This is a genomic window from Streptomyces sp. NPDC058274 (assembly GCF_042881375.1).
GTDB lineage: Bacteria > Actinomycetota > Actinomycetes > Streptomycetales > Streptomycetaceae > Streptomyces.
Map to the genome: position 1 here is coordinate 566,039 of NZ_JBHVXW010000003.1, position 20,611 is coordinate 586,649.

Annotated in this window: 19 protein-coding genes; 6 read left to right on the forward strand and 13 right to left on the reverse strand. The window is 71.3% G+C overall.

The genetic code is table 11. The features are described 5' to 3' along the window. Positions 1-23: 23 nt before the first annotated feature. Entirely contained in the window at positions 24-1,829 is a 1,806-nt protein-coding gene (locus ACFVYF_RS09765) for a coagulation factor 5/8 type domain-containing protein (RefSeq protein ID WP_389453425.1), read from the reverse strand. A 291-nt stretch (positions 1,830-2,120) separates the two neighbouring features. Between ACFVYF_RS09765 and ACFVYF_RS09770 the strand changes: the two genes are divergently transcribed. Together ACFVYF_RS09770 and ACFVYF_RS09775 are read left to right on the forward strand one after the other, a co-directional pair. Beyond that, positions 2,121-2,435: a fibronectin type III-like domain-contianing protein gene (locus ACFVYF_RS09770; protein ID WP_389453428.1), complete on the forward strand. Its 315-nt coding sequence runs from the start codon at positions 2,121-2,123 to the stop codon at positions 2,433-2,435. Then, positions 2,432-3,472, forward strand: a complete 1,041-nt coding sequence (locus tag ACFVYF_RS09775) for a LacI family DNA-binding transcriptional regulator (RefSeq protein ID WP_389453431.1) — start codon at positions 2,432-2,434, stop codon at positions 3,470-3,472. The genes ACFVYF_RS09770 and ACFVYF_RS09775 overlap by 4 nt, the downstream gene beginning before the upstream one ends. Positions 3,473-3,539: 67 nt before the next feature. Here ACFVYF_RS09775 and ACFVYF_RS09780 read toward each other — a convergent pair whose 3' ends face one another. Further along, positions 3,540-4,094, reverse strand: coding sequence for a hypothetical protein (locus ACFVYF_RS09780; protein ID WP_389453434.1), 555 nt, complete (start codon positions 4,092-4,094; stop codon positions 3,540-3,542). 320 nt (positions 4,095-4,414) lie between these two features. Here ACFVYF_RS09780 and ACFVYF_RS09785 point away from each other — a divergent pair, with 320 nt between their 5' ends. Then, positions 4,415-4,849, forward strand: a complete 435-nt coding sequence (locus ACFVYF_RS09785; RefSeq protein ID WP_389453437.1) for a protease inhibitor — start codon at positions 4,415-4,417, stop codon at positions 4,847-4,849. 261 nt (positions 4,850-5,110) lie between these two features. On the opposite strand, the gene ACFVYF_RS09790 is transcribed toward ACFVYF_RS09785, so the two are convergent. From ACFVYF_RS09790 to ACFVYF_RS09815, 6 genes are all read right to left on the reverse strand, one after another. Next, complete coding sequence (locus ACFVYF_RS09790) at positions 5,111-5,320, reverse strand: hypothetical protein (protein ID WP_389453439.1); 210 nt, start codon at positions 5,318-5,320, stop codon at positions 5,111-5,113. After that, on the reverse strand, positions 5,317-5,586 hold the full coding sequence (locus tag ACFVYF_RS09795) for an STAS domain-containing protein (RefSeq protein ID WP_389453442.1): 270 nt from the start codon (positions 5,584-5,586) through the stop codon (positions 5,317-5,319). The genes ACFVYF_RS09790 and ACFVYF_RS09795 overlap by 4 nt, the downstream gene beginning before the upstream one ends. Positions 5,587-5,844: 258 nt before the next feature. Continuing rightward, complete coding sequence (locus ACFVYF_RS09800; protein ID WP_383272853.1) at positions 5,845-6,054, reverse strand: CDGSH iron-sulfur domain-containing protein; 210 nt, start codon at positions 6,052-6,054, stop codon at positions 5,845-5,847. Then, entirely contained in the window at positions 6,035-6,688 is a 654-nt protein-coding gene (locus tag ACFVYF_RS09805; RefSeq protein WP_389453445.1) for a HemK2/MTQ2 family protein methyltransferase, read from the reverse strand. The genes ACFVYF_RS09800 and ACFVYF_RS09805 overlap by 20 nt, the downstream gene beginning before the upstream one ends. A 21-nt stretch (positions 6,689-6,709) precedes the next feature. Next, a complete protein-coding gene (locus ACFVYF_RS09810; protein ID WP_389453448.1) occupies positions 6,710-7,705 on the reverse strand; it encodes an iron-containing redox enzyme family protein in 996 nt (331 codons plus the stop codon). A 504-nt stretch (positions 7,706-8,209) separates the two neighbouring features. Further along, positions 8,210-9,229 carry a Ppx/GppA family phosphatase gene (locus ACFVYF_RS09815; protein WP_389453451.1) on the reverse strand — a complete coding sequence of 340 codons (1,020 nt, stop codon included), beginning with the start codon at positions 9,227-9,229 and terminating at the stop codon, positions 8,210-8,212. Between the two features lie 418 nt (positions 9,230-9,647). Here ACFVYF_RS09815 and ACFVYF_RS09820 point away from each other — a divergent pair, with 418 nt between their 5' ends. Continuing rightward, entirely contained in the window at positions 9,648-11,231 is a 1,584-nt protein-coding gene (locus tag ACFVYF_RS09820) for a bifunctional phosphatase PAP2/diacylglycerol kinase family protein (RefSeq protein WP_389453454.1), read from the forward strand. Between the two features lie 55 nt (positions 11,232-11,286). Here the strand turns inward: ACFVYF_RS09820 and ACFVYF_RS09825 are convergent, their stop codons facing one another. Beyond that, on the reverse strand, positions 11,287-12,786 hold the full coding sequence (locus ACFVYF_RS09825) for an MFS transporter (protein ID WP_389453457.1): 1,500 nt from the start codon (positions 12,784-12,786) through the stop codon (positions 11,287-11,289). A gap of 187 nt (positions 12,787-12,973) precedes the next feature. Between ACFVYF_RS09825 and ACFVYF_RS09830 the strand changes: the two genes are divergently transcribed. Together ACFVYF_RS09830 and ACFVYF_RS09835 are read left to right on the forward strand one after the other, a co-directional pair. Then, positions 12,974-13,327, forward strand: coding sequence for an ArsR/SmtB family transcription factor (locus ACFVYF_RS09830; protein WP_389453460.1), 354 nt, complete (start codon positions 12,974-12,976; stop codon positions 13,325-13,327). A 6-nt stretch (positions 13,328-13,333) separates the two neighbouring features. Beyond that, the gene (locus ACFVYF_RS09835; RefSeq protein ID WP_389453462.1) at positions 13,334-13,870 is read left to right on the forward strand and encodes an SRPBCC family protein; all 537 of its coding nucleotides are present in this window, start codon (positions 13,334-13,336) and stop codon (positions 13,868-13,870) included. Between the two features lie 46 nt (positions 13,871-13,916). Here ACFVYF_RS09835 and ACFVYF_RS09840 read toward each other — a convergent pair whose 3' ends face one another. The 4 genes from ACFVYF_RS09840 to ACFVYF_RS09855 form a co-directional block, all read right to left on the reverse strand. After that, on the reverse strand, positions 13,917-16,733 hold the full coding sequence (locus ACFVYF_RS09840) for an NHLP bacteriocin export ABC transporter permease/ATPase subunit (RefSeq protein ID WP_389453465.1): 2,817 nt from the start codon (positions 16,731-16,733) through the stop codon (positions 13,917-13,919). Between the two features lies 1 nt (position 16,734). Next, positions 16,735-18,972, reverse strand: a complete 2,238-nt coding sequence (locus tag ACFVYF_RS09845; RefSeq protein ID WP_389453468.1) for an NHLP family bacteriocin export ABC transporter peptidase/permease/ATPase subunit — start codon at positions 18,970-18,972, stop codon at positions 16,735-16,737. Then, entirely contained in the window at positions 18,969-19,778 is an 810-nt protein-coding gene (locus ACFVYF_RS09850; protein ID WP_389453471.1) for an HlyD family efflux transporter periplasmic adaptor subunit, read from the reverse strand. The genes ACFVYF_RS09845 and ACFVYF_RS09850 overlap by 4 nt, the downstream gene beginning before the upstream one ends. Positions 19,779-19,869: 91 nt before the next feature. Further along, complete coding sequence (locus ACFVYF_RS09855; RefSeq protein WP_389453474.1) at positions 19,870-20,085, reverse strand: type A2 lantipeptide; 216 nt, start codon at positions 20,083-20,085, stop codon at positions 19,870-19,872. Between the last annotated feature and the right edge of the window lie 526 nt (positions 20,086-20,611).

The following is a 20,611-nucleotide window of genomic DNA, read 5'->3' on the forward strand; positions in this document are numbered from 1 at the left end:
CGAGGGCGGGCAGGGCGGTCCGGTCAGGGATACGAAACCACCGTGGAAGGCACGGTCGTGGTGCCGGAGGTCGGTGAACCCGTCTCGTTGATGACATGTTCGTACTGTCCCTGGCCGCCGAGCGAGACGACCAGCAGGTTGTGGAACTTGACGCCCGGTGTGTTCGGGGCGGCGAATCCGTTGTGCTGGAGGATCGTCGGGGCGACGTTGTAGTAGCAGTAACTGCCGAGGCCCCAGCCTTCATGTGTGGTCACGGAGTCGGCGACCTTGTAGGCCGCGTACCCCTTGATGCTCCCGTTCTGGATCGCGGCCTGGTTCGGGGCGTCGTACGCCTTCTCGTTCTGGAAGAAGATGGTGCGACCGCGCTGGCCGTACCACTGGACGTCGTACTTGTTGAAGTGCTCGACGAACAGGCCCGTGATCAGCACGTCGTCGCCGTTGACGCGGAGGCCGTAGTCGGCGCGGTTGGTCTCCCAGCCGACCCCGGTGCCGTGGTCGGCGCGCCAGATCCAGGTGTGGTCGACGATGGTGTTGCGGCTGTTGATCACCATGCTGGTGGTGGCCTTGCCCGCGCCGGCGCCGCCGATGCGGACGAACACGTCCTGCACGGTGGTCGGGTTGGCGGCGTGGCTCGCCGACGCACCCGTGGGGCCGACTTCGAGCAGGGTCGTGGAGTTGACGGTCCCCGCGTCGACGAGGAAGCCGGCGAGCCGCACGCCGTCGACGTCGGCGACCTTGAGGGCGGTCACTCCGTTGTTCGGGATCAGGGTGGCGTAACCGAGCCCGAGCACCACGGTGTTCGCGCGGTTGACCTGGATCGGCTGGTCCAGACGGTAGATCCCCGGCGTGAGGAGCAGATGGAGCCCCTGGGCGAGGGCCGCGTTCAGGGTGGCCGCGGTCGCGTCGGGCTTGGCCACGTAGAACTGGCTCAGCGGCAGCGACGTGCCCCGGGGGGTGCCGTTGCCCCAGGTGGTGCCGCGCGCGTTGGTGCGCAACTCGGGCAGGAAGACCCGGTATTCGCTCCCGGAGAGGTAGAGGAAGGGCTTCTCGCGGGAGATCGGGGTGTTGTTGAGCGTGGTGTACGGCGGGTTCGGGAAGGTCTGGGCCGGGGCTCCCTCGACGCCGGAGAACACCATGTTCCACACGGCGTTGAGCCAGCCGCCGACCGAACTGTCGCGGGTGTACCACTGCTGCTGCGAGTACGGTCCGACGGTGCCGTCGATCCGGCTGTCGGCGATGTAGCCGCCGCTGGCCCAGCCGTAGCCGTTCGGGGAGAGGTTGAGACCGCCCTTGACGTGCATGCGCCGGAAGGGGGCGGCCTGTGCGACCGCCCAGCGGTTGGTGCCGTTGACGGGGTTCAGCGCGAGGTTCTCCGCCGAGCGCCAGAAGTTCTGCGTGGCGTTGCCGTTGAACCAGCCGGCGTCGACGGTCACGTCCCCGTTGATGTTGGTGTCGTCCGGGGAGAGACCGAGGCCGGCGATCGAGGTGTAGAAGCCGAGCTGGGCGTTGAGCCCGTTGTAGGTACCCGGCTTGAACAGCAGCGCGTAGCGGCCCGTGCCGAACTGAGCCGTCTCCTGCTGCGCGAACACCTGGTCCAGTCTGGCCTGGATGCCGGGGGTGGAGGGATCGAAGACGATCACGTTCGGTCCGAGATCGCCGCCGCCGGGGAGGGCGGCCCGGACACCACTCGGTGCGGGCGCCGCCTCGGCGGGTGAGGACAGGGCGAGCAGGCCGGGCGCGGCCGCGGCGGCGGCCATGGCGCCCAGAACCGAGCGACGGGCCAGGGGAGACCGGTCGGTGGACGCGGGGTCAGTGGACTCAGGGGGCATGGGGGCGACTCTCCTGGTTCAGGAAATGAACGGTGTGGGGTGTCTGGGAGCGCTCTCTCGCCGATGAATGCTTCATCCGGGTGAACGACGCGTCAATAGGTGTGACCGGAGTCCTCAAGGTTGTTGCCGACAGATGAACAACTAGATGCCGGTTTACGGTAGTTCGGAGATTCAACAATCCAGGGATCACTGTCGGGCCGCCTCGGGCGTTGCGTTCAAGAGGTGCTCGAAGTCGGGCATGATCCCCGGCCCGCTCCCTTGGCACCCCTTGCGCAGCCGCCCCGGCACTCCATGTGGGAGAGCGCTCTCCCCGAGCGATGGCCCGCGGGCTGGGCAGCCGTCCGCGCGGCACCGGGGGAGAGGGGCGCGGCACGGATCCGTGGCCCGGCACGCGCGCTCCGGAACTGGGCGGGGGACGAGTGCGTCCTACGCACGGAACCCGGCCCGTACCACGTGTCGGCGGGCCGCTCGGCGGGCGATCTCCCGCTGACGAGGCCTTCGAGGTCACAGCGCCCGACTGAAGCGCCACCTGACGAAGAGAGCGCTCTCTTTTCTTCTCGGGAGAGCGCTCTATACCGCTCGCCGGCCGCTAGGGTGCGGGCATGAGCAGACAGGCTCCCACGCTGGAGGACGTCGCGCGGGAGGCGGGGGTCTCCCGGGCGACGGTGTCACGGGTCATCAACGGCGTCCGCAACGTCGACCCGGCCATCCGGGACACCGTGCGCCAGGCCGTCGAGCGCACCGGCTACGCCCCCAACCGCGCCGCCAGGTCCCTGGTGACCCGGCGCACCGAGACCGTCGCGCTGATCGTCTCCGGCGCGGGCGACGCCTCCGAGGAGGAGCAGAACGCGTTCGCAGCAAGGGTGTTCGCGGACCCGTTCTTCGGCCGGGTCGTCGGCGGAGTCGTGGGTCATCTGCGGCCCCGTTCGATGCATCCGGTCCTGATGTTCGCCGAGTCCGCGGAGGGCAGGCATCAGGCGCTGGCGTATGTGCGGCAGGGCAGCGCGGACGGCGCGCTGGTCGTCTCCACCCACGCGGACGATCCGCTGCCCGCGCTGCTCGCCGACGCCGGGGTGCCCGCCGTGCTGTTCGCGCGGCCGTCCCGTCCGGTGCCGCTGAGCTATGTCGATCTGGCGCACCGGGACGGCGGCCGTCTGGCCGCCGAGCATCTGCTGCGCCGGGGCTGCCGGCGGATCGTCACCGTCTCCGGGCCGCTGGCCGTCTCCGCGAGCCAGGACCGGCTCGCCGGGTTCCGCGAGACGATGGCGCGCCGGGGGCACCCGTACGTACCGGTCGCCGAGGGCGGGTTCACCGTGGACAGCGGTATGGCGGCGATGTCCGGGCTGCTCGCCGAACACCCGGACGTGGACGGGGTGTTCGCGGCCAACGATCTGATGGCCCAGGGCGTGTGCCAGATACTGCGGGAGCGGGGCAGGCGCGTACCGGACGACGTCGCCGTGGTCGGCTTCGACGACTCCAGCGTGGCGGTCGTCTGCCGCCCGCCGCTGACGACCGTGCGTCAGCCGGTCGAGGAGATGGCGGCGGCGATGGCCCAACTGCTCGACGAACACATCCGTGGCGTCCGCACCGAGCCCACGTCGTTGATTTTCGAGCCCGAACTCGTGGTGCGCGCCTCGGCATAGGACGCACCGGCGCGCTCGCGGACCGGCTCACCGTCCCGATGCCCCACCGCCCCCCTCTTCGTAGCGCTCACTCGTCCGCTGCCGAAGTGGTGTCCTGCTCCTCGGTGTCCGGGCCCTGGGACCGGACGCGCCGCACCTGCTCCAGGGAGTCCCGCAGTTCCGTGAGCCAGTCGTCCGTATGGCGCTGGACGAGGCGTACGCACCAGGCGAGGGCGTCGCTGCGGCTGCGGGCGACCCCGGCCGCGATAAGCGTGTCCAGCACCTCGCGCTCGGGCTGCCGCAGCCGGGTCATCACCGGCGCGGCGACATGGGTGAACAGGGCGCGTTCGCCGCCGCACTCCACGCCCCACGAGACCTTCTTGCGGAAGCGGTGCTCCGCCTCGCGGGCCACCGCCACCCGCTCCTCGCGGGTGCGCTCCCGGAATTCCTGGATACGTGCCTGGACGGCCGCCTCCTTCTCGGCGGCCGACGCGCCCTCGGCGAGCCGGGGTTCGCCGATCCGGCCCACGACCGTGATCTCCTCCCGGTCGACGGTGACCTCCGTCAGGCTCTCGAACAGCTCGTCGGGCAGGCGGCCGGCGAACCAGCCGCGCAGCTTCTCTCGTTGCTCCTGAGTAATCATGTAATGAAAATTACTCCTCGATCGCGGGCCCGCAAAGCGGTCGGGGAGGGGTCTGCCCTGAGCTGAACCGGAATGTTTCAGGCCTATTGCAGAGCCGTGGAAATCCGGCCAGCGGGCCAAGTCCAGAGATCAACTACCCCACAGTTACGGGGATTGCGCGTTCGAATTCTGTGACTTCACGCCACTGATTCAATACTGAAAGTTACTGAAACGCGTGGGGTCGATGTGTGTTTCCGGGCCGGACTCGGCAGACTCGCGCTCGCCGCACCGGCACACAACCGAGCCGGTGCAGCACTCACCACAGCGGAAGGATGCACACAATGCCGAACACCGCGCGCTGGGCAGCGACTCTCACCCTGACGGCCACCGCCGTCTGCGGACCCCTTGCCGGGTCCGCCCTCGCCGCCCCGGGCTCCGCCCCTGCCGCGCTCTACGCCCCGTCGGCCCTGGTCCTCACCACGGGCCACGGCTACAGCGCGGCCACCGTGACACCCGAGCGTGCTGTCACCCTGAACTGCGCGCCCACCGCCTCGGGCACCCACCCTGCCGCCGTCGACGCCTGTGCCGAACTGCGGGCGTCCGGAGGGGACTTCGATGCCCTGGAGGCGAGAGACGGGGTGATGTGTACCAAGCAGTTCGATCCGGTGGTCGTCACCGTCGACGGCGTCTGGCAGGGCAAGCGCGTCTCCTATGAGCGCACCTTCGCCAACGAGTGCGTGAAGAACTCCTACGGGATGACCGTCTTCACGTTCTGAGACCGGGGTCGCGCGGTCCCGTGAGCATTGACCGAGGGCCGTAGCTGGGGAGTGCGAGCCCCCGTCGCGGAGCATCACGCGACCTCGCACCGAGGGCCGGTCGGACGGAGTGGGGCCGTCCGCCGGCCCTCGGCATTGCGTCGGAAGTGAAGTGCCCGTGTCACGGGCGAGTGGGTTCCCCGTTCACAGGGACTGCGGCGCCGCACGAAGCGGGTCGGAGACGCCGAGCCCGGCCGCGCACAGGATCGCAGCCCCGGTGGATCAGCCCGATGTTTCCGGTGCCGGGCCGGAGCTGATCGTCCAGTGCCCCACCTCGCGGTAGTCGGAGTCGTACACGGCCGTGCCGTCGCCGGGCTTCAACTCGTAGTGCCCGAGGTTGCCGCCCCAGTACCGAAGAATCCGCCCGAGCTCCTGGACGGCGTTCCCGTCCCAGCCCGTCTCGCCCATGTCGACTTCCAGAAGGAACTTCACGTCGTGCCTCCGCCTTCGGATCGATGCGCCGTTCCTTCAATCGTTTCATTGAACTGCGGGTTGAGGGTTTGCGGCGGTGGAGGCAGGTCCGTGAGCGGCGGGAAGCGTTGCAGCAGGCCCGCGGCGCGCAGGAGCCGGTGGGTGCGGGGCCGGCCGGAGACGACGCGGACACGGCCGCCGCGCTGCCGGGCCCGGTCATCGGCCCGGCACAGCACCCGCAGCCCCGAGCAGTCGAAGAAGGCGACCGGCCGCAGGTCGACCAGCACGTCCGGGGCGGACCCCGCGGTCGCCGCCGTCCGGATGCGCGGCCGGCGAGCCCGCCGTCGCCAGGTCTGTCTCGCCGGACACCTCGACCACGATGAACGGATCGCTGCGACCACGATGAACGGATCACTGCGATAGCTGCGCGCATACGGTTTCGCCGCCGGGAGCCCGGCTTCGCCGGCCGGGCTCTCCAATGGGCCGACAGCACGGTCGTCAGGTAATTCCGGTGGCATGTCGGCTCCGCCTCGGCCGGGGGTGAACTATCGCTCGGCCGGCTTCGAGCGTCGGTGGCTGGTGTCGCACCAGGGGTAGCGGCGGCTGCGCCGGCACATGCACAGGGCGACCCGGAAGCGGTCGGAGGAGACGACGGTGCCGTCCTCCAGCTCGACCTCGACCGGGCCCTCCACCAGCAGGGGGCCCTGCCGCTGCACGGTGATCCGACGGGGCGTGTCAGACGGGTCGTTCGGCACGGATGACCACCAGCTCTTCCTTCTCCTCGTGGGCGGAGAGCAGGCCGCGTTCCCGCAGCCACTTCTCCCGTTCGCGCAGCACGGGCCCGAAGTCGACCCATCGGCGCTCCGTCACCGCGGCCTTCAGCCCGGAGGCGCGCAGCCGCTTCAGGGTGGGCTCGGTCCCGCTGAGCGCGGAGTGGACCATCAGCAGCACGCCCCCCGGGCGCAGTCGCCTGGGGGCCCCGTGACAGATCCGGTCCAGTACGAGACGGCCGTCATGACCCGCGTCCCACGCCCGCGCCGGACCCCGCGGGGGAAGCTGCGGATCGGGTGCGGGTACATAGGGCGGGTTGGCGAGGATGAGATCGAAGGACTGGCCCGCGACCGGCGCGAAGAGGTTCCCGCGCACGATGCGGACGGACAGCCCCGCCAGCCGTGCGTTCACGCGGGCGCTGCACACGGCCCGCCTGGACACGTCCACCGCGGTCACCCGGCTGCCCCGGCGTGCGGCCGCGAGTGCCAGGGCGCCGGTTCCCGTACCGATGTCGAGGACGCGCGCTCCGGGAGCGAGCGGCTCGTCGGACAAGGCGCCGACCAGCAGAGATGTGTCGTCCTGTGGGGCGTACACGCCCGGGAGTGCCAGAGGTTTCACGCGGGACGAGTACCCGGGGAATCATGAAATATGGGTATTCCTCAGCGTGGGCCTCCCCGCGTGCCACGCGGTGAGCAGATGCCGGGCGAAACGGTCCTCGACGAAACCCGTGGCGTCGATGCCGAAGGTGACATCGGCCGCGAGGTGCGGTTCCTCCTCCAGCAGGCCGCCGATCACGTCATGGCGTACGACCTGCTCGTGGACGGCGTCGGCCTCCACGTGCTCGTCGTAGAAGAACTCGGCGGCGGACCCCGCGCCGGTACGCCGCATGGCCTCCGCGAGCCTGCGGGACCCGGGTGACGAGGTGATCTCGACGGCCGCGAAGTGGCCGACCAGCGCTCCGCGCAGGGCCCGGTGCAGGCCGAAGAGCGACATCATGTTCACGGTGGCCAGCATCTCCGCGGACGCCGCGTCCAGATAGTGGCCGTACGTGGTCTCCAGCTCCAGGTCCGCCATCATGTCGGCGAAGAGGCGGGCGTGCACCCGCTCGGCACGGCCACCGCCGTACTCGTCGAACTCCACCGCGGCCATGCCGGCCTTCGCCCGGCCCCACAGGCGCGGCAGGACCCACGCGTGCGGGTCCGCCTCCTTGAGGTGATAGAGCGACCGCTGTGCGATGTACTCCCGCACCTGCCAGAGTTCGCCCTCGTCCCGGAGGTAGTGGCTGACCCCCGTGCCCTCGGCGGGCTCGACGAGCAGTTCCTTCACCGCGGCCTCGACGCTGTCGTGGACGGGGGTGTCGGCGCGCAGGGCGGACAGGAAGCGGTCCTCCAGCTGCGCCCGGGTCCGCAGGAGGTCGGGGTCCCATTCACGGGCCGCGTCCACTTCGGCGAAGCCGCGATAGTGCAGTTCGTAGCAGAGGTACAGGGCAAGCTGCAGATCGTCCCCGTACGGCGACGCCCGCCGCGCGTCCTCGGCGCGGGGGAGCGGGCCCGTGGCACGCAGGTACGCGAGGACGGCTGCGGACACGGGGCCGCGGCTCGGGGGCAGCTCGGGGCCTGGACGATCTTCTGTCATGCGGGCCGAGTACCCGTTGCGCGTGAGGTCACCCGTGGCGGTTGGGGTCTACGCAGGTGGGTGGGGTCGGCCGTGTTGCTTGGGGGCACCTGTGGTGCGGGGAGCCAGCGGTGCGTGCCTGCGGTTTCCCCGCTGTGCCCGGGGTCGCCTGTGCTGCGTGCGGTCACTCGCGGTTCCCGGGGCCCCGTGGTGCGGGGTCCGGGTGGGGCGGGGCCCGTGGGCGGGTGGGTGATTGGGCGAGTGGGCGAGTGCCTGAGCAGGCTCGGCTTCCGCTGTACCGGGCCCGCCGCGTCGGCTCCCGCTGTGCCGGGCCCCGTGTCGGCTCCCGCAGGCCGGACCTGCCGCGTCGGCCCCACCGCGTCAGCCGGCACCGCGTCGGCCCCACCGCGTCAGCCGGCACCGCGTCGGCCCCACCGCGTCAGCCGCCACCGCGTCAGCCCCACCGCGTCAGCCGCCACCGCGTCAGCCCCACCGCGTCAGCCCCACCGTGCCGGACCCCGGCCGTCAGCCCGCCGGGGTCGCGAGACGCAGGGGCACCGCCCCCGTGTCGGTGGGCGGTGGTGAGAGGTCGTCACCGCGATCGGTCAGCTCCGTCCACCACGACGCGCCGTCCTCTATATGGCGCAGGAGAATGCCCTCACGGATCGCCCAGGGGCAGATGGCGACCGACTTCAGGCCCGTCAGTTTCATGGTCGTGTGTCCGACCACCGCACCGGCCAGACTCTGGGCGGCCCGTGGTGCCGAGATGCCCGGCAGCCGCGCCCGGTCGGCGGCGGGAAGAGCGGCCAGGCGGTCGAGTGATCTGCGCAGTTCCTTGCGGTGCAACTCCCGCTCCACGAACGGGCCACGACGTCCGGGCGCGGACCCGCACAACCGCGCCACCTGCTGAAACGTCCGCGAGGTGGCCACGGCGGTACGCGGTCCCTCCCAGCGGATCCGTGCCGCCACGTCGCGCAGTTGATGGCGCACCTTGCGCCGCAGCGCCTTCACCGACTCCGCCGTCGGCGGGTCCTCCCCCTGGAAGAACTCATGGGTCAGCCGGCTGGCACCGAGGGGCAGCGAGGCCACGAAGTCCGGCAGCCGGCCCCGCCCGAAGGCGACTTCCAGCGAGCCGCCGCCGATGTCCATCAGCGCGAGCGGCCCCGAACGCCAGCCCATCCACCGGCGCGCCCCGAGGAACGTGAGCTCGGCCTCCACCTCGCCCGGCAGCGTGCACAGCGGCACCCCGGTATCCGCCCGGACGGTCCGCAGGATCTCCTGGCGGTTCGGCGCATTGCGGATCACGGCGGTCGCGAAGGCCAACGGGGCAGCCGCGCCCCACCGTTGAGCCGTCCTGGTGGCTCCGCGCACCGCGTGCACCAGCTCCCGCACGGACTCCTCCGGAATGACCCCACCGGGCTCCACGTGATCGGACAGCCGCAGCCGCCACTTCGCGGTGTGCACCGGCAGCGGCACCCCGCCCTCGGCATCCGCCACCACCAGCCGGACCGTCTTCGAACCCACATCCACCACGCTCAGTCGCATGTCCGGGAAGTACCCCTCTGCCGTCGCGGCACGCCCGAGCCGAGTCGCGGACCGTTGCCGACGTGAGCCTGTCACATGGGGCCGCGGAGGCCGGAGCGCGCGGGCCCTGACCGGGGCGGGGCACCGGAAACCGGTCCGCCCCACCTGGCCGACGGGCTCCGGCGTGCCGTGACACCGGGGCGCGAAGCGCGCGCATCCGGTCACGCCGCCGGGGCCGGCTCGGCTGAAACGCCCGGCCGGGACGCCGGCCCGGCTGCCCCGACGCCCGCCCGGCCACTGGACGCTGGTTGCCCCATCCGTTGCTGCGGAGGCGCGCCGGTGACCGCTCCCGGCGGTCCGTGCGCCGCCCGGAGCAGCCCCGTCACCGGTCCGAGTCGCCCCGGATGCCGACGCGGCGGCGATGCCGTAGCGGTGGAGCATGGGTGTTCTGGGCGAGCTGGACCAGCGGTTGTTCACACGGGTCGCCGGCGCGCGGCTGCCCGGCGCCGATCCGGCGCTGACCCGGCTCAGCCACTCCGCCGATCACGGCCGGCTGTGGCTGTGCTGCGCGGCCGGACTCGCCCTGGCCGGCGGCCGCACCGCCCGGCGGGCCGCCCTGCGCGGTGCCGGCTCGCTCGCGCTGGCCTCGCTCACCGTCAACACCGTCGTGAAGTGGGGTGCCCGGCGCCCGCGCCCGCTGCTCGACCACGTACCGCCGATCCGGCAGCTGACCCGCCAGCCGCACACCACGTCGTTCCCGTCCGGGCACTCCGCCTCCGCCGCGGCCTTCGCCACCGGAGTCGCCCTGGAATCCACCCGGTACGGCGTCATGGTCGCGCCCCTGGCCGCGGCGGTCGCCTTCTCGCGGGTGTACGTCGGCGTGCACTACCCCGGCGACGTCCTGGCCGGCATCGCGATCGGAGCCGGGGCCGCCGCGCTGACCTGCCGTTGGTGGCCCGCCCGCGTGGGTGTCCCCGAGCGGGAACGGCCGGCGGCCGAGGCGCCCGCGCTGCCCGACGGCGAGGGACTGGTCGTCTTCATGAACAGCAGGGCCGGGTCCGGCGCGCCCGGCTCCTCCCTGCCGCCGGCGGAGCATCTGCGGGGGCTGCTGCCCCGCGCCGAACTGATCGAGGTCGGACCGGACGACGACTTCACGGAGCTGCTGGACCGGGCGGTCGACCGGGCCCGGAAGGCGGGCGGCGCGCTGGGCGTGTGCGGGGGCGACGGCAGCGTCAACGCGGCGGCCCACGCGGCCGCCCGGCACGGGCTCGCACTCGCGGTGTTCCCCGGGGGCACCCTCAATCACTTCGCCCAGGACGTGGGCGTACCCGAGTTCGAGGACACCGCGGTCGCGGTGGCGCGGGGAGAGGCGGTGGCCGTGGACATCGGCGTGGCGACCTCGGTGACCGGGGACGAGGTGCGGTTCGTGAACACCTTCAGCATCGGTCTGTACCCCGAACTCGTCGCGCTCCGTGAGCGGTTGGAGAAGAGGCTGGGCAAGTGGCCGGCCGCGGCCGTCGCGCTGATCCGGGTCCTGCGTACGGCGACACCGATCGAACTGAGCGTCAACGGCCGTTCCCGGCGGCTGTGGCTGCTCTTCGCGGGCAACGGCCGGTACCGGCCCGACGGCTTCGCGCCCACCTACCGGCCGCGCCTCGACGACGGGCTGCTCGATCTGCGCATGATCGACGGCGGCCACCGGCTGGCGCGTACCCGGGTGGTCGTCTCCGCGCTCGCCGGGGCGCTGGGCCGCTCCCGTGTCTACAGCGCCGAGGCCGTGTCACGGGTCCGGCTGGAGGGCCTGCGCGGTACGGACACCCTCGCCCATGACGGCGAAGTCGCCCCCACCCCGGCCGAGTTGACCTTGGAGAAGAAGCACCGGGCCCTGGTCGTCTACCGGCCGGCCCTGCCGCAGAACGAGCTGGCCCAGCAGGTGCGTCTCGCCACCGCGAGGGCCCGCTACCGCGCACGGACGAGGGGCCGCCGTCTCCCTGCGGACGGCGACCCCCCGGCTCGGTGGTGATCAGTGGTCGCGGACCCGCGAGTGCCTGTCCGGCGCCCGCGGGATCAGCGGGTGATCACATGTGGACGACCGGTGCGGCGTCCGGGTTGTGGTCCGGTGTCCCGCGGCGGTAGAGCAGGAACCCGATCAGCGCACCCGCGACGAAGAAGCCCGCCGACCACCAGAAGGCGGTGGTGTAGCTCTCGATCGTCGCCTGCGCCTGGACCAGCTTGTTCGTCGCGTCCTTGCCGGCCAGATAGCTGGTCGCGGCGCTCGCGGCCAGGGTGTTGAGCAGGGCCGTACCGATCGAACCACCCACCTGCTGCATGGTGTTGACCGTCGCGGAGGCGACACCGGCGTCCTCGGGGGCGACTCCGTTCGTGGCCAGCGACATGGCCGGCGGCATCACGATGCCGAGGCCCGCGCCGATCAGGATCAGCTGCGGCAGCACGGAGGTCGAGAAGTCCGAGGCGACACCGATGTCCGTCAGCCAGGCCATGCCGACCGCGGCGATCGCGAAGCCCGCCGGGATGACGGCCTTCGGTCCGATCCTCGGTACGAGAACGACGGTGGAGAGCTGCGCCATGACCATCATCGCCGCGACCATCGGCAGGAAGGAGACACCGGTTTTGGTCGGGCTGAAGCCCAGGTTCAGCTGCAGGTAGTAGGTGAGGAAGAGGAAGACACCGAACATGCCCGCACCGGTGATCAGCACGGCGATGAACGAGGCCGCACGGTTGCGGTCGAGCAGGACGCGCAGCGGCAGCAGCGGGTGCTTGGCGCGGGTCTGCCACCAGCCGAAGGCGGTCAGCAGCAGCGCGCCGGCGACCAGGAAGCCCCAGGTCTCGGGCGAACTCCAGTCGTGCGTCTCGGCGTTGGAGAAGCCGTAGACCAGGGAGAAGAGACCGGAGGAGACCAGCAGGGTGCCCGGGAGGTCGAGCTTGGAGTTCGCCGCGTCCCGGTGGTTGGTGAGCAGGATCCAGCCGCCGACGAAGGCGACCAGCGCGAAGGCCACATTGACGAACAGGGTCCAGCGCCAGTCGAACGCGTCGGTCAGTACGCCGCCGAGCAGCAGCCCGACCGCACCGCCGGCACCGGCGATCGCGCCGTAGACGCTGAACGCCTTGGCGCGGTCCTTCGCCTCGGTGAACGTCGTGTTGAGCAGCGAGAGTGCGGCGGGCGCGAGCAGCGCGCCGAAGAGACCCTGCAGGGCACGGGCGGCGACGAGCATGCCGAAGCTGCTCGCCGCACCGCCGAGCACGGAGGCCCCGGCGAATCCGGCGACCCCGATGAGGAAGGCGGGCTTGCGCCCGAAGAGGTCGGCGATGCGTCCGCCGAGCAGCAGCAGGGAGGCGAACGCCAGCGAGTACGCGGTGACGATCCACTGGCGGTTGCCGTCGGAGAACCCGAGGTCCGCCTGGGCGGACGGCAGGGCGATGTTCACGATGGTGGCGTCGAGGACCACCATCAGCTGCGCGATACCGATGATCGCGAGGATCCACCACCGCTTCGACGAATGCGCGGCCGGTGAGTCCACGGTGCCCGTGGGGGCACCTTCGGTTGCCGTCTGAGACATCAGAGAACCACTCCAGGGAAGTGCTCAGGGTTACGTGCAGGTAAACGAAACTGTTTCGTACACGTAGAGCCTAGACCCCTTTCTGCGAAACGGCAACGTTTCGTTTAGTGGCCGCGTCAGGCCGCGCCGGACGCGCACCCCGCCTATGCCTTGACAGGAATATAACCAGTGGGGCATATTGAGGAGGGTGTCCGATACCCCGCTCTGGAGTGCCCTGGCCGACCCCCACCGGCGTGCCATCGTCGCGTTGCTCCTGGAGCGGCCGCGGGCCGTCGGTGAGATCGTCGAGGCGTGCGGACTGAGCCAGCCGAGCACCTCGAAGCATCTACGGGTGCTGCGTGACGCGGGTCTGGTGCGGGTCAGGCAGGACGCCCAGCGCCGTGTCTACGCGCTCGATCCGGCACCGATCGCCGAGCTGGACGCCTGGCTGGCGCCGTACCGGAAGCTCTGGAACGAGAGCCTCGACGCCCTCGGCCGCCGCCTGGACCGGGCGGCGGGAGAGCCGTCGGACGACCACGAAGCACCCTCCCCGAAGGACTGAGCCGCCATGTCCGACGAATCCACCGCCCCCACCGGCACCTATCTCACCCTCGACGACGGCCGCCCCGCCATCCGCTTCAGCCGCACCTACGACCACCCCGTCGACCGGGTCTGGCAGTTCGTGACCGACCCCGGCGAACTGGTCCACTGGTTCCCCTCCCGCGCCGAGATCGAGCTGCGGCCCGGCGGCACGGTCACGTTCAGCGGCGACCCCAACATCGAGGACTCCACCGGACGCGTCCTCGCCGTCGACCCGCCCCGGCACGTCTCCTTCAGCTGGGGCGGCGACAAACTGCACTTCGACCTGGAGCCGTTGGCCGACCAGCGCACGCGTTTCACCCTCACCCAGATCCTGGAGGCCGAGAACACCGCCGCCCGCAACGGCGCCGGCTGGGAGGTCTGCCTCGTCGCCCTCGACGCGCACGCGCGCGGAGAGGACGCCGGCGGGCCGCACGCCGGATCGCCCGCGCCGTGGAAGAAGTTCTACCGCGGCTATCTGGCGGCCGGAGTCCCTTCCGGCGCCCCGGTCCCGGGTCTCGACTGACCGCAGGTGCCTACTCCTGGGGAGGCCCGCTTCAAGGGCGTCCACCTCACCGCATCTGCCGCCGCACCAGCTCGTGCAGCCGTCCGCCCGTGTCCGCGAGGAGCTGCGCGGGCGGGCCCTGCTGGGCCACCCGGCCGTCCTCCATCACGATCACGCGGTCCGCGTCCATCACGGTGGACAGCCGGTGGGCGATCACGACACGGGTGGCGTTCAGCGCCCTGGTGCTCTCGATGACCGTGCGCTGGGTCTCGTTGTCCAGCGCGCTCGTCGCCTCGTCGAAGAAGAGGATGCGCGGCCGGCGGATCAGCGCCTGGGCGATCATCAGCCGCTGGCGCTGACCACCGGAGACCGCCCCACTGCCGGAGACGATCGTGTGCAGCCCCATCGGCATGCGCTTGATGTCCTCGGCGAGACCGGCCATCTGGGCCGCCGCCATCGCCTCCTCGGGCGTGTACGGCTCGGTGCCGCAGATGCAGTCCAGGATCGAGCCGGTGAACGGCTGCGCGTGCTGGAGCACCACACCGCACTGACGGCGTACGGCGGACTGGTCGAGGGCGCCCAGGTCCTGGCCGTCGTACAGCACACTGCCCGAGACCGGCTTGTCGAAGCCGATCAGCAGGCGCAGCAGGGTGGACTTGCCGCAGCCGCTCGGGCCGACGATCGCCACGAACTCGCCCGGCGCGATGTCGAACGACACGTCGTCGAGGACGAGCGGGCCGTCGTCCGAGTACCGGAACGAGAGCCGCCGGGCCTCGATACCGCCGGAGAGGACCCCCGGGCGGGTGCTCGCCGTGCGCACCTCGGGGGTGGCGTCGAGGACGGGCCTGATCTCCTCGAACATCGGCAGCGCGGCGGCCGCCGAGACGAACGCGCTGGTCAGCTGGGTGACCGAGGTCAGCACCATGGTCACCGAGGTGTTGAAGGTGAGGAACTCCGCCGCCGAGAGCGAGCCGCGTGCCGGGCCCGCGAGCAGCATGAACATCAGCAGCGAGCAGAACGGGAGATACACCGCGCCCAGCACCGTCGTGAGGTTCTTGATCCGGCCGACCTTCTGCTGCAGTTCACGGCTGCGGGCGAACTCCGAGGCCCAGGCGGCGTACGCGTAGTTCTCGGCCGCGGCCACCCGCAGCTTGGGCAGGCCGCGCAGCGTCTGGAACGCCTGGTTGTTCAGCTTGTTGCCGAGCACCACCAGGCGCCGCTGCCAGCGCACCTGCCACAGGCCGAGTCCCAGGAACACCGCGGCGATGACGACGAGCATGCCGATCGCGGCCAGCGCCAGCGGAACGCTGTACCAGAGCAGCAGCCCCAGGTTCATCGCGCCCACCGTGCCCGCCTGCGCGACCGTCGGGCCGACGCCCGCGAGGAGCCGGCGGATCGCGCTGATGCCCATGGCGGCACTGGCGAGCTCACCGGTCGAGCGCGCGGTGAAGAACTTCGTCGGCAGCCTCAACAGCCGGTCCCACATGGCCGGTTGGAGGGTGGCCTCGATCCGCCCCTCCATCCGCAACAGGGTCAGATTCTGCAGCAGCATGAAGGCCGCCGACACCACGCTGGTGATCATGATGGCCAGACAGACCTGCACGATGAGGGTGTGCTGCGCCTTCGGCACGTACTCGCCGAGCACCTTGCCGGTGGCGATCGGCACCAGGGCGCCGATCGCCACGGTCACCAGACCGCTGATCGCCAGATTGCGCAGATCGCCGCCGGTGCCCCGCAGGCAGAACCGCATCAGCCGCAGCGGGCTCATCCGGCTCTCGGGCAGCGGACGGTAGAACATGACCGCCCGCGCCTCGAACTCCGCCGCGTTCGCCTTCTCCACCGGTGTCTCGCGCCCGGACGAGGGGTGCACGGCCACATATCCGCCGCGTCGCCACAGCAGCGCGACCGGGGCGCCCGAGACGGCACGGTGGCCCACCAGCGGGCCGATGTTGTCGTGCCACCAGCGGCCGTCGAGCCGTACGGCCCGGGCCCGGACACGGGAGGCCAGGGCGATGCGTTCGACGGGGTCGAGCCGGTCGCTCTCGGTGCCGCTCTGCGCGGGCTCCGCCAGCGTGATGCCGGTCGCGCCGGCGACCAGCCTGCAGGCCGCGTACGTGGCGTCGGCATCGGCCGCGGTCGGCCGTTTCGCCGACGGCCTGCCGATCGACGCCAGCAGAGTGCGGTCGGCCTGGGCGCGGACGGCCTCACCGGCCTTGATCCCCGCGGCCGTACGGTGCTCGTGGCCGGCCTCCAGCTGCTCGATCCACCGGTCGAGCGTGGCGAGGAGCCGGTACTGCTGGTCGACCATGCCCTGCCAGACCCCCGGGTCCATCAGCAGGTCGGCGGCCGCCTCGGCGCCGTACAGAGAGCCGTACTGCACACTCCCCGGCGGCACCTGCATCCAGAAGACGTCGTCGTCGGTCGGCGCCGCGGCCCGCTCGGAGGCCATCGGCGCCTGGAAGAGGATGGACAGACTCCGGCCGACGCCGAGTGCGAGCGCGTACTCCAGCGGGCTCGTCGTCGGTGGTACGTACTGGGGGTTGCCGTACGCGTCGTACGACCAGGTCTCCGTGCCCGCCTGCTGGTACAGCTCACGCAGCACGATCCGGTGCACCACGCAGTCCCGCAACGGCCGGCCGACCAGGGTGTGCTGCGGTCCCGCGACCGGGCCGAGCAGCAGTGAGCCCGCTTCGAGGCGGCCGAGATGGTGCCAGTGGCCCTGCTGCGCGGCGTCGACCGCGAACAGGTCCATGGCGCCGGCCGCCACGAGCCACAGCACCTGCGGGCCTTCCAGATCAAGGCGGTTGAGCCCGGAGCAGTCGACCGGCGTGCCCATGCCGCCGAGCGCGCCGAGGACGAGGTCACCCTCGTGAACCGTCGTCATCTCACCGCTCCCTGACCAGCTCGGCGTACGGGCCGCCGGCCGCCACCAGGGCGTCGTGACGCCCGCGTTCCACGATGGTGCCGTGCTGGAGCACCACGATCTCGTCGCTGTCGCGCACGGTGCTGAGCCGGTGCGCGATCACCACACAGGCACAGCCGCGCCTGCGCAGGTTGTCGATCACGGTCTGCTCGGTCTCCGCGTCCAGGGCGCTGGTCACCTCGTCGAGCACCAGGATGCTGGGCCGGCGCACCAACGCCCGCGCGATCTCCAGGCGTTGACGCTGGCCGCCGGAGAAGTTGCGTCCGTCCTGCTCGACCCGGCTGAGAATCCCGCCCGGTCGGCGCACGATCACGTCGTACAGGGCCGCGTCCTCAAGGGCCGCGATGACGGCGTCGTCCGGGATCGACGGGTCCCAGAGCGCCACGTTGTCCCGGACGGACCCCTCGAAGAGGAAGACGTCCTGGTCGACGAAGGAGACCGAGGCGGCGAGGGCGCCGCGCGGGATGTCCTCCAGGCGCTGTCCGTCGATGCGGATGACGCCCTCCCAGGGCGCGTACAGGCCCGAAATGAGCCGGGACACCGTGGACTTGCCGCTGCCGGAGCCGCCGACCAGCGCGACCTGCTGGCCCGGGCCGACCGTCAGCGAGAAGCCGGTCAGCAGGGGCTTGTCGAGCGGGCTGTAGCCGAACGTGATGTTCTCCAGCTCGACATGACCGCGCAGCCGGCGGGTCGACTCGCCCGTACCGGACCGGGCGTAGAGCGGATCGGCCTCGAAGTTCTCCACGTCCTTGAGCCGTGCCACGTCGGCGGCGAAGTCCTGGATGCGGCCCGCGACGCCGTTGAGTCGCGTGATGGGGGCGGTGAAGCGGGTCACCAGCGCCTGGAAGGCGACGAGCAGACCCACCGAGATCCCGCCCTCGACGGCGCGCAGACCGCCGATCCACAGGATCAGCGCGCTGTTGAGCGTGGCCAGCGTGGGCGCGACGATCCCGAGCCAGGCGCTCGGTACACCGAGGCGCTGCTGCTCCTCGAGGGTGGTCGCGTGCTGGCCCGCCCATTTGCGGAAGTAGCCGTCCTCGCCGCCGGTCGCCTTCATCGTCTCGATCAACTGCAGCCCGGTGTATGCCGTGTTGGTCAGCCGGGCGCTGTCCGCGCGCAGCTTCGCGGTGCGCGTCGCGCGCAGCCGGATCACCACCCGCATCGCCACCACGTTGAGCAGCGCGACCCCGATGCCCACGGCCGTGAGCTGCGGGTCGTAGGTGTAGAGGAGGACGGCGTAGAGCACGACCACCACCGCGTCCACCCCGGCCGCCGCCAGGTCGCGGGCCAGGGTCTCGGCCACCGCGTCGTTCGACTGGAGCCGCTGCACCAGGTCGGCCGGGCTGCGCTGGGAGAAGAAGGTGACCGGCAGCCGCAGCAGATGGCGCAGGAAGCGAGCGCTGCTGAGCGTCGAGGAGATGATGCGGCCGCGCAGCAGATTGGCCTGCTGCAGCCAGGTCAGCACCACCGTGAGCAGCACGCATGTGCCCATCGACGCGAACAGCACCCCGAGCAGGGAGGTCTGGCCGCCGATCAGGAACATGTCGATATAGGTACGGCTGAGGGCGGGGACCGCCGCGCCGACCGCGACCAGCAGCAGGCTCGCGAGGACGGCCGCGGGCATGGTGCCCGACGTACCGCGCAGCCGCGCCGGCATGGCGCCGAGAACGCCCGGTCTGCGGCCGCCCCTGCGGAAGTCGGGGCCCGGCTCCATCACGAGGACGACACCCGTGAAGCTGGAGTCGAAGTCCTCCATCGGGACGAACCGGCGGCCCTTGCCGGGGTCGTTGATGTGCACGCCCCGGCGGCCGAAGCGGCGGCCCATGCCGTCGTAGACGACGTAGTGGTTGAACTCCCAGAACAGGATCGCGGGCGCCCGCATCCCGGCCAGCGCGGCCGTGTCCATCTGCATGCCCTTGGCCGTCAGGCCGTAACTGCGCGCCGCCTTCAGCAGATTGCTGGCCCGTGAGCCGTCCCGCGAGACACCGCAGGCGATCCGCAGCTCTTCGAGCGGAAGGTGCCGTCCGTAGTGGCCGAGCACCATGGCGAGGGACGCGGCACCGCACTCCACGGCCTCCATCTGGAGGACGGTGGGCGTCCGTACGGTCTTCTGTCTGCCCTTGGGCCTGGGGGATTTCGGCGCGGCGGCACGCCGTCTGCCCCGGACGGGCGGGGGCAGCGTTTCCTGGGGGGCGGTCACGGCAGGAGCCAATCGACGGGGCGCTGATCGGCCAGCCGGATCGAGCCCGTGGCCAGGGTCATGGAGTCGAGTGCGTACGGCGGCCCGTCCGCGGACGACCACTTGTAGCCGCTCTTCGTGCCGGCGGAGGGGTCGAGCCGGACCAGGACCGCCACAGGCCTGCCCTCTTTCGTGAGCTGCTCGCCCAGCTGGCTGTCACCGAGGAAGGCGGTGACCTGCTGCTGGGTCTGGGCGGTCCGGTCGACGGCCTTCACATGACCGCGCAGCACGCCGTACTGCTGGGTGGGCACCGACTGGACGGTCAGGTCCACCGCCGCGTTCACCGGAATGCCGGTGGCGTTCTCCGCCGGGACGTACACCGTCGCGTACAGCGGATCGTCGGCCTTGGCGACCTTCTCGACGGCGGCGACATTGGCCCCCGTCTGGATGATCGCGCCGATGGCGGCGGCGAGGGCGGTGATCCGGCCCGCGGCGACCGTGCGGACGACGGCCGTCCTGCCGTCCGCCGTACGGACCTTGAGGACCGGCGCGTTCGCGGCGAGCCGTCGGCCCTCCTTGGCGAGGACCGCGGTGACCTGCCCGGCGACCGGACTCTGCAGCACATAGCTGCCCTCGCCGTGGGTGAGGACGGCGGGTGCGCTGACCGTGGACGCCACCGTGCCGGTCACGGCCCAGACCGAAGCGGCCGCCATGACGAGCACCGTCACGGACAGCACGAGCCAGCCCTGCGGCCGGGCGAAGCGCACGGGGAGGTCGAGCTCCTCCGGCGACTGCAGCTTGGCGAGGGCCTGTTGGCGGAACTGCACGGGACTTCCCTCACCTGACTAGGGAGATTTACGACATCCGAGAGTCCCGGAACCGTGGATCGGCTCCGGGACTCAGCGGTACAAGGTGCGGTCAGAGACCGGCGACCAGGCCGGTGACCGGCGCGGTGTTCAGGCCGGTGACACCCTCGACCGTGCCGACGACGGTGCCCACGAGGCCGGAAACCGGGGCAACGGAGTCCACGAGGTCCGTGACGGTGCCAACGGCGTGCACGGCAAGGCCGCCCGAGACGTTGTCGAGCTCGGCGTCGGAGATCTCGACGGTCTCAACCTGGGGGGTGGAGTTCATGATGGAACTTCCCTTCGTAATGGGTATTCATAAGGGGGGAGCGGCCCCCTCTGGGGACAGTGGACGGCCGCGACCGCGAGCGTGCGGCGCCCGTTGCCGGGAACCATGGTGCGAGCTCCGCGGTGCAACGGATCAAAGCACGGTGGCGCGGCAGGCATCCAATCAACCTGGGCTCCCACCTGGGCACTTGAGCGTCCCGGCGACCCAACCGTGCAGGTGTGCGCACGCCTCGGCGGCGAGTTCTTCACATGCTGCACGGCATTGGTTCGTACCACCTCTTGCCCCGCGGGGGCGGAATGGGACAGTCCGGTCGTAACGGCGGGACGTGCCGCGGGAGCGTGTGCAGATCCGCCACCCGCGGTGACTTGGTTGCGCAGTCGATGTGCAGATTCGCTGAAACCGGGATTCCGCTCCCCTGCCGGAACGGACGGTCACCAGTCGGTGGCGGACGGTGCCGCGGATGGCCGAAACCGGTCTGCCTCAACTCCCCGGGTGAAAGCCCCGGTTCGAGCGCGATCCGGTCTCC

Bases quoted from the DNA above. Each gene is read 5' to 3' on its own strand.
- ACFVYF_RS09765 (WP_389453425.1), bottom strand. From the start codon at position 1,829: ATGCCCCCTGAGTCCACTGACCCCGCGTCCACCGACCGGTCTCCCCTG.
- ACFVYF_RS09770 (WP_389453428.1), top strand. From the start codon at position 2,121: ATGTGGGAGAGCGCTCTCCCCGAGCGATGGCCCGCGGGCTGGGCAGCC.
- ACFVYF_RS09775 (WP_389453431.1), top strand. From the start codon at position 2,432: ATGAGCAGACAGGCTCCCACGCTGGAGGACGTCGCGCGGGAGGCGGGG.
- ACFVYF_RS09780 (WP_389453434.1), bottom strand. From the start codon at position 4,094: ATGATTACTCAGGAGCAACGAGAGAAGCTGCGCGGCTGGTTCGCCGGC.
- ACFVYF_RS09785 (WP_389453437.1), top strand. From the start codon at position 4,415: ATGCCGAACACCGCGCGCTGGGCAGCGACTCTCACCCTGACGGCCACC.
- ACFVYF_RS09810 (WP_389453448.1), bottom strand. From the start codon at position 7,705: ATGACAGAAGATCGTCCAGGCCCCGAGCTGCCCCCGAGCCGCGGCCCC.
- ACFVYF_RS09815 (WP_389453451.1), bottom strand. From the start codon at position 9,229: ATGCGACTGAGCGTGGTGGATGTGGGTTCGAAGACGGTCCGGCTGGTG.
- ACFVYF_RS09820 (WP_389453454.1), top strand. From the start codon at position 9,648: ATGGGTGTTCTGGGCGAGCTGGACCAGCGGTTGTTCACACGGGTCGCC.
- ACFVYF_RS09825 (WP_389453457.1), bottom strand. From the start codon at position 12,786: ATGTCTCAGACGGCAACCGAAGGTGCCCCCACGGGCACCGTGGACTCA.
- ACFVYF_RS09835 (WP_389453462.1), top strand. From the start codon at position 13,334: ATGTCCGACGAATCCACCGCCCCCACCGGCACCTATCTCACCCTCGAC.
- ACFVYF_RS09840 (WP_389453465.1), bottom strand. From the start codon at position 16,733: ATGACGACGGTTCACGAGGGTGACCTCGTCCTCGGCGCGCTCGGCGGC.
- ACFVYF_RS09855 (WP_389453474.1), bottom strand. From the start codon at position 20,085: ATGAACTCCACCCCCCAGGTTGAGACCGTCGAGATCTCCGACGCCGAG.